The 13,331-nt window shown below is 65.6% G+C and carries 12 protein-coding genes, 1 tRNA gene and 3 pseudogenes; 5 read left to right on the forward strand and 11 right to left on the reverse strand.

The features are described from left to right. Nucleotides 1-1,424: 1,424 nt before the first annotated feature. Both AB0958_RS24065 and AB0958_RS24070 read right to left on the reverse strand, forming a co-directional pair. Nucleotides 1,425-1,754: an antibiotic biosynthesis monooxygenase gene (locus tag AB0958_RS24065; RefSeq protein ID WP_366892527.1), complete on the reverse strand. Its 330-nt coding sequence runs from the start codon at nt 1,752-1,754 to the stop codon at nt 1,425-1,427. Between the two features lie 96 nt (nt 1,755-1,850). Then, nucleotides 1,851-2,081, reverse strand: a complete 231-nt coding sequence (locus AB0958_RS24070; protein ID WP_366892528.1) for a hypothetical protein — start codon at nt 2,079-2,081, stop codon at nt 1,851-1,853. A 129-nt stretch (nt 2,082-2,210) separates the two neighbouring features. On the opposite strand from AB0958_RS24070, the gene AB0958_RS24075 reads away from it, so the two are divergent. Then, entirely contained in the window at nt 2,211-3,197 is a 987-nt protein-coding gene (locus AB0958_RS24075; RefSeq protein WP_366892529.1) for a YIP1 family protein, read from the forward strand. A gap of 97 nt (nt 3,198-3,294) precedes the next feature. On the opposite strand, the gene AB0958_RS24080 is transcribed toward AB0958_RS24075, so the two are convergent. The 4 genes from AB0958_RS24080 to AB0958_RS24095 all read right to left on the reverse strand — a co-directional run bounded on the left by AB0958_RS24080 (nt 3,295) and on the right by AB0958_RS24095 (nt 5,255). Next, entirely contained in the window at nt 3,295-3,837 is a 543-nt protein-coding gene (locus AB0958_RS24080; RefSeq protein WP_366892530.1) for a hypothetical protein, read from the reverse strand. Nucleotides 3,838-3,904: 67 nt separating this feature from the next. Beyond that, nucleotides 3,905-4,423, reverse strand: coding sequence for a phosphoribosyltransferase (locus tag AB0958_RS24085; protein WP_366892531.1), 519 nt, complete (start codon nt 4,421-4,423; stop codon nt 3,905-3,907). A 10-nt stretch (nt 4,424-4,433) separates the two neighbouring features. After that, nucleotides 4,434-5,009 (reverse strand): dCTP deaminase, encoded by a 576-nt coding sequence (gene dcd / locus AB0958_RS24090; RefSeq protein ID WP_123975552.1) that lies wholly within the window; start codon nt 5,007-5,009, stop codon nt 4,434-4,436. Between the two features lie 87 nt (nt 5,010-5,096). Continuing rightward, nucleotides 5,097-5,255: a hypothetical protein gene (locus AB0958_RS24095; RefSeq protein ID WP_358972071.1), complete on the reverse strand. Its 159-nt coding sequence runs from the start codon at nt 5,253-5,255 to the stop codon at nt 5,097-5,099. 272 nt (nt 5,256-5,527) lie between these two features. Between AB0958_RS24095 and AB0958_RS24100 the strand changes: the two genes are divergently transcribed. Beyond that, a tRNA-Gly gene (locus AB0958_RS24100) sits at nt 5,528-5,601 on the forward strand. Nucleotides 5,602-5,887: 286 nt separating this feature from the next. Further along, a pseudogene (locus AB0958_RS24105) lies at nt 5,888-6,658 on the forward strand (transposase); the annotation flags it as partial. A 115-nt stretch (nt 6,659-6,773) separates the two neighbouring features. Here AB0958_RS24105 and AB0958_RS24110 read toward each other — a convergent pair. Together AB0958_RS24110 and AB0958_RS24115 are read right to left on the reverse strand one after the other, a co-directional pair. After that, complete coding sequence (locus AB0958_RS24110) at nt 6,774-8,555, reverse strand: serine/threonine-protein kinase (protein ID WP_366892532.1); 1,782 nt, start codon at nt 8,553-8,555, stop codon at nt 6,774-6,776. Nucleotides 8,556-8,603: 48 nt separating this feature from the next. Then, nucleotides 8,604-8,762: pseudogene (locus tag AB0958_RS24115) on the reverse strand (IS630 family transposase); the annotation flags it as partial. Between the two features lie 3 nt (nt 8,763-8,765). Here AB0958_RS24115 and AB0958_RS24120 point away from each other — a divergent pair. Both AB0958_RS24120 and AB0958_RS24125 read left to right on the forward strand, forming a co-directional pair. After that, a pseudogene (locus AB0958_RS24120) lies at nt 8,766-9,105 on the forward strand (transposase); the annotation flags it as partial. A gap of 192 nt (nt 9,106-9,297) precedes the next feature. Continuing rightward, entirely contained in the window at nt 9,298-10,323 is a 1,026-nt protein-coding gene (locus AB0958_RS24125) for a hypothetical protein (protein ID WP_366892533.1), read from the forward strand. A gap of 336 nt (nt 10,324-10,659) precedes the next feature. Here AB0958_RS24125 and AB0958_RS24130 read toward each other — a convergent pair whose 3' ends face one another. The 3 genes from AB0958_RS24130 to AB0958_RS24140 all read right to left on the reverse strand — a co-directional run bounded on the left by AB0958_RS24130 (nt 10,660) and on the right by AB0958_RS24140 (nt 13,202). Further along, nucleotides 10,660-11,139 carry an ASCH domain-containing protein gene (locus tag AB0958_RS24130; protein ID WP_366892534.1) on the reverse strand — a complete coding sequence of 160 codons (480 nt, stop codon included), beginning with the start codon at nt 11,137-11,139 and terminating at the stop codon, nt 10,660-10,662. After that, nucleotides 11,136-12,113 (reverse strand): hypothetical protein, encoded by a 978-nt coding sequence (locus AB0958_RS24135; protein WP_366892535.1) that lies wholly within the window; start codon nt 12,111-12,113, stop codon nt 11,136-11,138. The genes AB0958_RS24130 and AB0958_RS24135 overlap by 4 nt, the downstream gene beginning before the upstream one ends. Before the next feature lie 81 nt (nt 12,114-12,194). Next, a complete protein-coding gene (locus tag AB0958_RS24140) occupies nt 12,195-13,202 on the reverse strand; it encodes a GNAT family N-acetyltransferase (RefSeq protein ID WP_366892536.1) in 1,008 nt (335 codons plus the stop codon). Nucleotides 13,203-13,331: the final 129 nt, after the last annotated feature.

Below are 13,331 nucleotides of genomic sequence, written 5' to 3' on the forward strand. Positions count from 1 at the left end.
GCCGGCCGGGCAGCCGGTCAGGTCCACCATGCCGGTCAGTTCGGTGACCTGGCCGGAGAGTGCCGTCCTGGTTCGATGCCGGGTACCACAACCGGTCGGGGACAGCCCGGATCGCGGCGGCGAACCGGCTCGGTGATCTGGGAGCCGACCGAGAAGAATGTACGGATCCCGCGTTCGCGCAGGTGGGGATATGGGCGAGGAAAGCCTTCGTTCTCCTGTCGCCTCGGCGAGATCCACCAGCAGCCGTGTTCCGACATGTCCGATGCCCCCGTTCCGTCAGCGGAGACGCCAAGTAACGCGAACCGATAGCCTGCACGCAGAAAGTGCCTTCCACTCGGACTGACAGAACCCCTTGGCAAGGTTTATCGTCCCAGCTCAGAAGGCACTTTCCCGTTCCCGGCCAGCAGTTGACTTCGCCTCAATCGAAACGCCGAGGTTAACAGACGTCGACGGGCGGTGTGTAGTAATCGCCGGTGCTGGCTTTCATGTATCCAACGATGCTGCAGTCCGGGACGATAGCCTTGCTCTTGCCTCCCCAACTGTGCGACACCGTCTGCCCTGACTTGATTGTCTTCGACGTGTCCAGGAAAAGATTGAGCGACGTGGTCATGCCAACTGAATGGATACCCTGCTGCCACCAGTCTTTTTGTACGTAGTGGCGGAGTAGTGCAGGCTGCAGTTGGCAGAGACGTCGCAGCCGTCCTGGGCGGTCACACTCAAGACCCCGTTCGACACTTGCGTGCTCTTCGTCCCGAACGCGAATGCACTCGTCCCAGTCATGATCAGTGCGCCCGTCATGACCGCAACCGCCATTTTTTGGCCCAACATATTCGTTCCCCCCTCGTGGTCATTGATCGGTTAATGAGTCCACATCCATCACGAGGTTGTCTCGAAGCATCCTCACAGGGTGGCTTGATCAACTCGGTTTGAGGTATGCACAGAGCCACTCTGTGCCGGAAATGACACGGGCCGCCCATAGCGGCCAAGTTTGCACTGCATTAAGTAGGGTTGACCGGCCGCTGCGAAGGCGACGTTATAGGCGCAAGTGCAGCAAACGTCGAAATTCGACCGTGGTACATCCAGGAGATCGTTGACTCCAGCGGTTCAGGCACCACAGATCGGCTTGAGGGCTGGCGCTGGCGCGCATGCCCTCAATACGTGGACCCGGCCGCAGTCTGCGGCTTATCAGGCCCGACCACGTCTGGGCCCCTTCCCTTAACGAGGAAGAGGCCCCGCTGCTGCATGCGCTCCATCCTCGGCCGAGGACAGCTCATACCCACTCGCACCGCTGAGGCGTCCGTGAGGCGCCTCCAGAGCTTGGCAGCGGCCGTACGACGGGGAAGCCGACAGATGGCGCAGTCGGAGGACCCGTGGTCTCTGTCAACGTGCACCGGGTCGATGATGAAGATCAGGTGGCCTCTGATCTAGGCGTTCTTTGGTTCGGCCTGCTGAACCACCTCGAAGGACCACAGAGTCGAACCCGACGCTGCCGGCTTCGGCTTCTCGCCACCTTCCGCACCGCCGCCCTGGTGCGCCGCCTTCATGGGGCCCTCCATCCACGCCTGGAACGACTCCTCGTCGCGCCACCGCGTGTAGACGAGGTAGTTGTCAGTGCCTTCAACCGGACGGAGAAGCTCGAACCACTCGAACCCGTCCGAGTTCTCCACGGCGTGGGCCCGCGAGGCGAACCGCTTCTCCAGCGTCTCCCGCTGCTCGGCCGGCACGGTCAGTACGTTGATCTTGACTACGCTCATGGGTCCATCCTGCCGCAGGGCTGATCAAGAGAGCGTGAACGGCCGGGACCGGTTTGCCCCACCTCGCGACGGCCGACCGTGTTCCTGGACGAAGCTCTAGCCAGAAAGCGCCTGCGGGGCGCGGCGCCTGTGTGCGGAGGCCAGGCGGTGGCCGTCCACGGGCCCGGCGGCGAAGTCCAGGAAGGCGGCGGGATCCGCGTCCACGGGCACGTCGGCGGCGATCTCGTCGTCCCGGCCCGGCCAGGAGTCGTAGCGGTGGGCGCGGACTCCGGCCCGCCAGACCTCCGACTCCAGCCGGTCGCCGTCGTACTGGAAGGCGGCCAGCACCGGAGCGTCCAGAGCGGCGCCGAGCGGCCCTGAGGGTTCCCCTTAGGGGATGTCACAGGTCTGCGGCAATGGCGGCCTCGGGCCGCCGAGCCCGCACGCGACCCTTCCGGACCGGGTACGTTCGAGGACGTGGCTGGATTCAGGATCGGACGCGGCGGCCGGGACACCCGTGCCCCGCAAGCGCGACCGCAACAACCCGCGTACGGGCAGCAGGCGCCGCCCCAGGGCTACGGGGGGCAGCCGGGGCCGTCGTACGGACACCCGTCGGCCCCGCGGCCCCCGCAGCCGTCGTACCCGCAGCACGGTGGCGGGTCCGGCTGGCCGCAGGCGCGCGGCGGCCACCCGGGGCAGCCCGGTCCCGGGCAGGCGGGCGGCGACGGCCCGGAGTACTTCGGCGACGACAACGGGTACGGCGGACACGGGGGCTACGGCGGCGGCCAGGGCGCCGGTGCCCGTGACCCGTACGCGGCGAACCAGCCGGGTCACACCCAGGCCTTCTCGATCGACGAGGCCGAGGGCTACACCCAGGGCGCGACCTACCACGCCGGTTCGGCCGCGCAGTCCGGCCCGATCGGCCCGCGGCTGCACTGGAAGGACCTGCTGAGGGGGATCGTGCTGGCCCCGAACCGGACGTTCCTCCAGATGCGGGACTACGCGATGTGGGCCCCCGCCCTGATCGTGACCTTCCTCTACGGCCTGCTCGCGGTCTTCGGCTTCGACGGCGCCCGTGCGGACGCGATCAACGCCACGCTCTCCAACGCGGTCCCGATCGTCCTGGTGACGGCGGTCGCGATGGTGCTCTCGTCCTTCGTCCTCGGTGTGGTGACCCACACCCTCGCCCGCCAGTTGGGCGGCGACGGTGCCTGGCAGCCGACGGTGGGCCTGTCCATGCTGATCATGTCGGTCACGGACGCCCCGCGCCTCCTGTTCGCCATGTTCTTCGGCGGTGACGCGGGCTTCGTGCAGATCCTCGGCTGGGCCACGTGGGTCGCCGCGGGCGCCCTGCTCACGCTGATGGTCGGCAAGTCCCACGACCTGCCGTGGCCGAAAGCACTGGGCGCGTCGGCGATCCAGCTGATCGCACTGCTGTCGATCGTCAAGCTGGGCACGTTCTAGCGATCGTCGCGCCACTCCGCGACATCCCGGCTCAACGGCCGCCCACGCACAGCGCTCGGCTGGGAGACCCCGGCCGAGCGCCTGCGCGAACCCCTCGCTACCTGTTCAGGCGAGGCTTGCGCGGCGCCTTCCCCCAGGGGCCGGCAGGCCGCTCCCGCCTGGCCCTCGACACGAATTCCGCACGCGTCAGAACCGCCCGTGGCGGTGGGCGCAGGACCGACTCCGCGTCCCACGGGCCCACATGCGTCCAGCCGAACCCCAGGACCACCTCGTCGAAGACCGGTGCGAAGTCCGCACCGACCAGGTCCGGCATCTGATGGCCGAGCCCTCGAACACGGGCGACGAAGTCCCCGGGCAACGGCACGTGGTGCACCTCCAGGTAGTGCGCGAAGTCCGCGCGCCATACCCACATGCCGTCGGTGACGAGGGACGAACAGCCGGACGTGTGCCGGTGAGCTTCACCCGTGAGGACGTCGACCCCTGCCTCCATGAAGTGCGTGAGGCGATGACCTACGTCCAGATACTCCACGATTTCCGCTTCGTCCGATTCGCCGGACGCCTGCACCTGGGCCGCCAGCGGTCCCGCGGCCACCACACCGGAGTGACCGAAGTCGTCGAAGAAGCCCAGCAGCCTCAGCACGCGGCAACCTTCCTCAGTCGGCCACGTGATCGCGACCAGCCCTGCGCCAGCTTCCCGGCAGCCCGGGTCAGAGGGCTTCCTTGTTCTCCTTGGGGGCGGCCCCCGACCGGTGTACGGGCGGCAGCACGGACCACGGGAAGTTGATCCAGTCGTCGGTGCGCTTCCACACGTACTCGCACTTCACGAGGGAGTGGGACTTCTCGTAGATGACGGCGGAGCGGACCTCGGCGACCGTGTCGAGGCAGAAGTCCCGGACGAGCTTCAGCGTCTTGCCGGTGTCGGCGACGTCGTCCGTGATGAGGACCTTCTTGTCGCTGAAGTCGATGAGGTTGGGGACGGGCGCCAGCATGACGGGCATCTCGAGGGTGGTGCCGACGCCCGTGTAGAACTCGACGTTCACCAGGTGCAAATTCTTGCAGTCCAGGGCGTAGGCGAGACCGCCGGCGACGAAGACACCGCCGCGGGCGATGCTCAGCACTATGTCGGGCTCGAACCCGTCGTCGGCGATGGTCTGCGCGAGCTCGCGCACGGCGACGCCGAACCGCTCGTAGGTCAGGTTCTCCCGTACGGGACCACCGCTGCTCATGTCCGGTTCCTCACACCTGCGTCCGATGGAAGTTGAGGTAGGAGCGGGAGGCGGTGGGTCCGCGCTGCCCCTGGTAGCGGGAGCCGTAGCGCTCGCTGCCGTAGGAGTGCTCGGCGGGGGAGGAGAGCCGGAACATGCACAGCTGCCCGATCTTCATGCCGGGCCAGAGCTTGATGGGGAGGGTGGCGAGATTGGACAGCTCGAGGGTGACGTGGCCGCTGAACCCCGGGTCGATGAACCCGGCGGTGGAGTGCGTCACGAGCCCGAGCCGCCCGAGCGAGGACTTGCCCTCCAGGCGGGAGGCGAGGTCGTCGGGGAGGGTGATGACCTCGTACGTCGAGGCCAGCACGAACTCGCCGGGGTGGAGGATGAAGGGTTCGTCGCCCTCGGGCTCCACGAGCCGGGTGAGGTCCGGCTGCTCGACGGAGGGGTCGATGTGGGGGTACCGGTGGTTCTCGAACACCCGGAAGAAACGGTCAAGCCGGACGTCGATGCTGGACGGCTGCACCATGGTTTCGTCGTAGGGATCGATCCGCACCCGCCCGGCGTCGATCTCGGCCCGGATGTCCTTGTCTGAGAGAAGCACGCCCCGAGGATACGCAAGGCGCGCGGACCCACGACAATCGTGACGAGTCCACGCGCCGGTGTGGCTGCGGTTTCCCTCTCCTCCTCGCTACCGCTTCTCAAGAGCGACCGGTACGACGCTGCGCAGCCGGGCGCACTTGGGGCACCGGACGAGCCGGCCGGGGCCGAGCCGCTCGGCCTGCTGCATCGGGAACGAAGTGGTGCTGAACACGTGCCCTTCGGCACAGCGGACGACGGTGCGTTCCATCAAGTCCCTTGAGTCCCTTCCCCAGGAGCCGCGTCGGGCCAACTGCCGTGACGACGGAAAGCCACATTACGGGATCAAAGGGATGGCTCTCCAGGCGGCACTCCGACCTCGTTGGGACCCTCTCCCGCGCCCCACCGTACGCCCCAACTCCGTTCCCCCGCAGCCGTATCCCATGCCTCCGAACACGCACGGACCCCGCGGTCCGAGCGCCTGGGGTCCGTCATGAGGTACAGTGAGCGAGCGTTCGGACACCGACTCCGGTCGGTTTCTACGCGGGTGTAGTTTAATGGTAGAACATCAGCTTCCCAAGCTGAGAGCGCGAGTTCGATTCTCGTCACCCGCTCCAGATTGAAACCCCAGGTCAGCGGCCTGGGGTTTGTTTGTTGTCTAGTCCAATTCGGGGGCTGTGTGCCCTCCGCGTGCCCTAAGTGCAGGTCAATCCCACCGTCGGGGCCCTTTCTGTCGTCAAGGTCGGCGTAGCGGTGCCGCATCGTCTCGAATCGTGAGACGCATTTCGTGTGGCTTGGGTCACTGTCGCCCGGCGTGCCGTGAAGTCGCTTACGCAAAGCCTCAGTTCACGGGAGCTGTGCACCTACCCGGCGCGCGATGCCTGATCGGAGCCGCAGGCCGGCAAGATCGCCCGCCGTGCCGCCTGCGGCATCCCGGACGATGTGGGGCACGTGGAGAAGTGGCAGCTGGCCCTGGACATGCTCGATGAGACCCGCTCCTGGGGACTCGAGGTGCCGCTGGCCGTCGCGGACGCCGGATACGGCGACGCCGCCGCCTTCCGGCACGGACTGCAGGCCCGCGGCCTGAATTACGTGGTGGGGATCTCCACCACGCTCTGCGCCCAGCCCGCTGACGCGGTGCCGGTCGCCGAGCCGTACTCCGGGATGGGACGCCCGCCGGTGGCGAAGTATCCCGACAAGCCGCGGTCCGTGAAGGAGCTGGTCGTCGCAGCGGGGCGGAAAGCGGCCAGGCCGGTGCAGTGGCGGGAGGGCTCCCGGCCCGGCACCGGCCGCTCGGGCCGCAAGCGGATGTACTCCCGCTTCGTGGCCCTGCGCATCCGGCCTGCCGGACGCGAGGTCCGACAGATGGCCGACGGGCCGGAACTGCCCGTGTGCTGGCTGCTGGCCGAATGGCTCGCCGACGAGAGCGAGCCGGTGCAGTACTGGCTGTCCGACCTGCCCTCCCGCATGCCCCTGACCACACTGGTCCGCCTCGCCAAACTCCGCTGGCGTATCGAGCACTACCGGGAGATGAAACAGGCCCTGGGACTCGCCCACTTCGAGGGCCGCACCTGGAACGGCTGGCATCACCACGTCACCCTCGTCTCCGTCGCGCACGCCTTTTGCACCCTGCAGCGACTGGCCCGAGCCCCAAAAGACGCGGGGCTGGCCTGAGCCTCTACCAAGTCGTCCGTCCGCGAGCTACAGACACTCCTCGCTCACTGGACCGGCGCCTGCCCCAACTGCCATCGCGACATACCAACACCAATACGAACCTGACCAAGCCCTACTAGCGGGTGGGGGTGCCGAGGACCTTCCCGAGCGTGATGGCTACGTCGAAGTCCCGATCCCATGTGAGTGCGACGAGGTCGTCGAACTCCGCCTCAGGGCGGAGCAGATTGAGGACGTCGGCTTCGAATACTGAGCCCGGTTCTGCGAGGTCGAGCGCCTCGTCGCGGAAGCAGCGGTACGTGTTGCGTGACCGGAACATGACCGAGTACCCACCGTCTACGAGCTCTCCCACGGAGACATCCCACTTCGCTTCAAGTGCCTGCAGTGTGCCGGCGACGTCGTCGGCGTTGAGCGGCTCGGTCAACAGATCCACTCCCACCGCTTCTCGGGCCGAATCCAACGGAAGCGTCTCGTCCCAGAGCACCGAGAGGTGGCGCTCGAAACCGATGTCCTCGCGAACTGTTTTGTCGAACTCAAGATAGTCGGTGTCCAGCTTTATGCGCATCCAGCGGGTAATCCAGAGGACCGGGGCGCTGATCAGATTCGCCCGCAACGAGCCATTGCCTTCACCGTAGACAGATTCACGGATGCTCGTCAGCAGCTCTTCGCAGTGGTAGTCCTTGCAGAACCGGAACAAGTGAGCCGACCGCCGTGGCAGACCGTCCCAGCGCGAAGACTGAGGGAGGGGGAAATCAGCCAGAATCGCCTCCAGTTCGCGTTGGAGTCCCGACTTGGCGGCCGACATCACGAGAGCGTCGTCGTTCTCGTCCCACCGCCCGGCGCCCTCATAGTCGAACTTCGCCTTGCACGAGGAATATATGACGGCTTGAGCACATGTATTGAACAGCTCCGTGCTCACCCGGTACGCAACCTCGCAGTGATAGTTGAGGTTGAATCGGTCGAGCTCTCCGTCGGCGACCCGCTCGAAGACATGCTTCGCCGACAGGACGTCTCTGGCGGCACGACCGAGGATCCGCTCGACCTCCCCGGACGAGCTGTCGGCGGACGCTTCGTTGGGGCGCAGATCATCGGAGATCTCCTCGATTGCCGAGTCGAGCCGCTGAAGGGTTACCCGAAGCATGCCGCGTACGGTGTCGATTCGGAGCCTCTGCGCCTCATCTTGGAGCAGCATCTGTTCAATGATCAGGTCGAGGTCGGCCAGGAAGGGGTAGCGGTCGCGCACAAGCGCGTGTCGGCGCCCTCGGGCGTTCTGCTTCGTGAACATCTCGGTTATGACGAGGCCGAGCGCAAAGATATCCGCCGGCTTGCCGATACCGAGGGCGTTGTTCCTCACCATCTGCTCGGGAGCAAGGTAGTTCCGGTTCACCAAGAGGTCCCCGCGATTCGTGAGCAAGGAGTCCTTGAAATGTGCGATGCCGAAGTCGGCCAGGACGAGCCGACGCGCATCAGGGTCGACGAGGACATTCTCAGGTTTGATGTCGCGATGCACTATGCCGTCGCCGTGCACGTACGCGAGCGCATCACAGAGCTGGCGCGCGTAGTCGAGAAGCACCTCAGCATCGATTTCGTCGTTGATCACGTTTCGCAGCGTCATAGGGTAGAAGTCCATGACGTAGTAGAAGAAGTTCGCGTCCTCTGAGCGCGCGTGGATACTCACGACGTTCGGGTGGCTCGATGTCTGCCCGTACTCGATCTCCTGCTTGAAACGCTTGTTGCGAGCGGAGTCCGCGTCGCGGTCCTTCTTAATCCGTTTGACCGCGAACACCTGACCATCGGGCTTACGGCGGGCCTTCCACACCACGGCTGATCCGCCCTGTCCCGGAGCTGAATCGCGCTCGTAAGTGACTCCGTCGATGATGAACGGTTCGTTCTTCGGCATGAACCCACCCTACTGACCCTCGGGGCGGTGACGTCGGCCAATTGCTGCCAGGACCAGAGCGTTCTCCGGCGGGGCGAGGTAGATGCCCGCCACGTCGCGGACCTTGGTCACGAACTGCGGGTCGGTCGACAGCTTCCAGGTCTCCACGATGTGCGGCTTGAGGCCGAATGCCCGCCAGATCCGCGAGACCGCCGACTGCGACACGCCCCCCAACTTCTGCCGCTGTTGGACAGGATCCCGGCCGTGGCCGTAGTCGTCGGCCGACCGTGCAGGCGGCCGGACATGCTCTTCGCCGACCGCGGCTACGGCCACGACAAGTACCGCCGACTCCTGCGGCAGCGTGGCATCCGGCCCGCGATCGTCGAGCGTGGCCAGCCGCACGCCACTGGCCTGGGCACTTTCCGCTGGGTCGCCGAGCGGACCCAACCGCCTGGCTGCCCGGCTTCCGCCGCTTACGGATCCGATGGGACGATGCGACGACATCCACGAAGCCTTCCTCGGCCTCGCTGTCTGCCCGATTGCCGACCGGAACGTTCAGAGGCTTTGTTAGGGCCAGCTAGGGCCGGACTGATCGAAATCCTCAGCCTTACCGAGGGTGGGGTGGCGCACCTGCCGTTCCTGCGGCGTCAGGACAAGAGCGTCTGGCAGCCGCTGGGCGCTCAGCAAGCCTCGTAGGACTTCTCGACCGGGATGTCGCGTGCATTCAGATCGATGCGACCATGAGTACCTGCACCGTACCCTGGTGGGACTCCCCGATGCGGAAAACGCCTTTCCCCCGTTTGTGCCTTCTGGCAGGCTGTGCCGCGTGACAGGCGAAGGTGATGCTGGCAAGCACGACGAGGCGTGGGCGATGGATATCCTCGACCAGCTGAATCGAGGCACACGGAAGGCGCATGAGCGTCGCGACGCGCTTGCGGCAGCGGTTGACGAAATGGCTGAAGGATTCACGCAGTTGGGCCTCAAGCCTTGGGCAATGGGGCGAAGGAGCCCAGCGCGAGAGGACATGAAGGCCCCCGACGTCCTGCTCGGTGACCGCGCCGAACCAGCCGCGAAGATTCTCAGATATGAATCAGCGGTCAACATCCTCAGCGCCGCCGATCAGCTTCGGGGTTTCGCCGTCCTGCTTCGCGCGGAGGCATCGTTGATGGGCGCGGTCTCGGTCGCGCGCGGCATCTTCGAGGCGTGCCTATGGGCCACAGCGGTGATCGACCCGACCATCACCACTGACGAGCGTCTGCAACGCGCCCTGACGCGTCGCCTCGCACGGCTCTCGGCAGGTATCCGTCTCAAGAACATGCTCGGCGATGGCGTCATTGACGCCGATCAGGTCATCGACAACGACGACGACATCGACGACGCCCATGGGACCAACCGCGATCCTGCGAAGGACATCGCCGACATCGAGATCTACGCCAAGGACCGGGGCTGGCCCGTGAAGAAGCGCCCGCGCGCCTCCGAGATCACCCCCCTTTCGATTGACTGGCTCAGCGAGAACCTTGAGCGCCGAATCGGCATCGAGGGGTACGCCTGGACGAGCGGGTCGTCGATGGCGCACGGCGAGCATGCCGCCGACACGGCGTCGTGGATTGAGCTGTCCCAAGACCTTGGCACGGCTCCGGCGTGGTTGATCCAATTGTGGTCGACCGGCGCTTGGGCGGGGCCGCGTCTCTTCCTTGCAACGCTCGCCGGCTACACAGGGAAGATGAGCCTGGGGCGCGAGTATCAGCGATTCGAGAAGCTGTTCTGGAGCGAGGAGAGCAAGAGCTAAAATGTGTGTTTGATTCTGGCTTTTCTGTTTCGCGGAGATATCAAGGAGTCAGGTCGATCACCCAGTGAAGTGATGCGCCGGAAACACCGCTTCTGCGGCAATCGGCAGAGGCGCGGCGGGTCCACCTCCAATTGGTCCCCCTGCTGCGCTGCCGCGTCCCACGCGGCCACCAATGGATATCGGTCGACGGCCGTGACTCCCTCTTCCCCGCGATCTTCCTCACGACAAGACCAACGAGCAGCCATGCCGACAGTCGCACAATCAGCAACATCTGGTAGGGCCTCGCAACGGCGGCGACGGGGCTCCCCCGATCAATCGGTTCGGAGCCCCGGTCTGCTACGCGTGCACCGCGTCTGGAAGTACACGGCGAAGCGCACTGCCCACGGCCGGGCCGGCTTCTGATACCTGGCGCAGGTCGGCGCTCTTCAGGTAGCGGTAGCTCTGCGGCGGGTGGAAGGCTCCCGTCGCACGCAGCGCACTGAGGGGCACCGGCTCGTCGAAGACCACGGGGTCCTCCAAAGTCAGGCCGCTCGCTTGGGCGGCGCCGTCCATGTAGGCGTCGTACTCGCGTCGAGTGATCCCTGTCTGAGCGCGATGCGCCGACCAGACCTCCTTGGGAGACGCCACGTGGACCGAGGCGATGCGCGCCATACCCACCAGCGCCATGGTGGGCGCGGTCGCGTAGAGCAGGACTGGCGTTCCGGGAGGCGCAGCGACGCGTTGGCGGCGGACCTCCACCGTCTTGCTGCCGGCCAGGATCGCGATGGCGAAGCGCGGGTGGACGGACAGCAGCATCGCGCGTTCCGGATCGTTCACGTCTTTCGGTACCCCTCTTTGTAGACCGCCTGGAACAGCTCGTTGCTGATCTTTGACAGCGAGATCAACGAGTTTGATGACCAAGGTAGTCCCAGCTCCCCGGTCAGCGAGGTCAATCGCCTCAGCGCCACCGGCCGAGGGAAGATCTCGGTGTCCGAGAACCTCAGAGCCATGGCGTGACCTGAGGTATCAGCGGCTTCCTGAACCTCAGCTCGACCATATACGCCCAGGTGTTCGAATTTCGAGAACAGGGCATCGGGTGTGTCGATGAGCACCTCGTCCAGCCTGGAACTGCCCACGATCATCTGGCTTTCGACCCCTGCAGGCCCCTCACTGACGTACCAGAGGAGGCGGGCGGGAACGCTCTCGCCTCGATGTCCCGACGAGCGGTAGTAGACGTGCTCCCTACTGATGCCCAGGACGTCGCTGCGGGGAAGGAGCATGGCCGGGACGTTGAACAGTTCGGTCGACCACCGCGGTTTGATCGGCACCATGAACGACGGCAACCCGGAGTCGGTAACCTTCGCCGGCCACCAGGCGCGTTCCACCACAGCGGCTACCTCGGCGGGCATGCCCTCATGTAGAGCAGCTGCTTCTACGGTCAGTTCGCGAGCGAGCCCGCCGGCTACTGCCTCCACCTCAGCAGCCGTACCGCATACGTTCACCAGGAGCGCTACGAGCCTGCCGTCGTGCTCGAAGAATCCGTCATCCCCACCGGCTGCCTTGGCTACCGCCGAGGGATGCGGGTCGGTGATTCGAATGATCTCCGCGCCGCAGTCACGCCCAAGGCGCTTGAGCAGAAAGAGGAGTTGCCTAGCCAGAGTCTCTTCGAGCGGGTGGTCCGCAGTGCGTAGCACAGGGACCACCAGGGTCCGCCCGTCCAGCGCCCATGCATAGAGGGCTACAGGGTGGCCCTCGCCGTCCCGCAGCAGTTCGCGGCGCCATACGACCGTATCGGCGGCCAGGGAGCGCAAGCGTTCGGCGAAGGCTGATCCGGTGTCCTCGCCGGTCTGATCGAAGAATGCGACTAGCTCGTCCTCGGCGCCCGGGGATACCTACATGGACCGGAAGTCCGTGCCCATCAGGTCGGCCGGGCGGTATACCTGGGCCTGCCGAAGCTCGTCCACATGCAGCGTCACCGTGGCGGGCGATACGACGCGAACCCTGGCAACCTCCCAAGCCACGTCCGCCAGGCGGGACAGGAGAGGGTTCCGAGTGGCTAGCACGCGGAGGCCGGCACACGAGGTCTCGGCCACGTAATGCGCGCAGCGACGGAGCGCCCCGTCGTCAGGCAGGTCCGGGAGTGACTTCTTGGTCGCGCTGAGCAGCTCAGCCGTTCGTTCGGTCACAGCCTCAGGGGCAGGAGTGAGCTGACGCAGTCCAGGCAATGCCGCCCGCTGATGCTGGCGCTCGGTGGTGTCGGCGATATCGCGGATCTCATGGACCAGTTGGGGTGTGTAGGCAAGCTCAACGAGATCCGTCATCCAGCCCGCTTCCAGTGCCCGGGATTCCTCTACATCGGTTGTGTAGGCGAGTCCGCGGAGATCAGCGAACACCCCGTGGTCGACCGCCACCACCAGCAGGGCATCACTTTCCACCTCAGTGAAGAGATGGGGGTGCCCCAGATCCAACCACCATCCGTCGAGGATCTCTCCATCCCGGCCGCGTCCCTGTATCTCGCCGTGCGGGACGAACCCCAGGCTCGTCCACATGTCACTCAGCTCGTAGTCCCGACGGCACTTGGCCTTGATACCGAGCCGTTGTGGATACCTCTTCTTGATCTCCTCCACCAGTTGCCGTGCGATGCTCCTGCCGCGCTGCTCCTCAGCCACGCACAGGTGGGCAAGGCGTATGTGCGCGCTCCTTTTCGGGAGCCCGAACAGTGCGTAGCCGATCACCTGGTCCGCTTCAACGGCTACGAGCAGTCCACCGTCTTCCGCTGCCTTGGTGTACGCGGGAGGCTTCAAGAGCCCCAACGTCTTGGTGTAGCGGTTGCCCAGCATGATGGCCTTGTCGATCAGCTCATTCTGCGCAGGCGCAACCGACAGCAACTTGATCGCCACTACTCCCCCCTCCAGAAGGGCCGACCGAGACCAGCCTTAACTCCCCTGTCAGTACATACAGGGAAAGCTGATCTCAACGGAAGCCCTCCCTCAAGGGGGCATGAGGGGCGCACGGTGCTGTAGGGGCAG

Source organism: Streptomyces sp. NPDC006655, assembly GCF_040703965.1.
GTDB lineage: Bacteria > Actinomycetota > Actinomycetes > Streptomycetales > Streptomycetaceae > Streptomyces.

Coding starts and splice junctions, on each gene's coding strand:
- AB0958_RS24065 (WP_366892527.1), bottom strand. CDS start 1,754: ATGAGCGTAGTCAAGATCAACGTACTGACCGTGCCGGCCGAGCAGCGG.
- AB0958_RS24085 (WP_366892531.1), bottom strand. CDS start 4,423: ATGAGCAGCGGTGGTCCCGTACGGGAGAACCTGACCTACGAGCGGTTC.
- AB0958_RS24095 (WP_358972071.1), bottom strand. CDS start 5,255: ATGGAACGCACCGTCGTCCGCTGTGCCGAAGGGCACGTGTTCAGCACC.
- AB0958_RS24110 (WP_366892532.1), bottom strand. CDS start 8,555: ATGCCGAAGAACGAACCGTTCATCATCGACGGAGTCACTTACGAGCGC.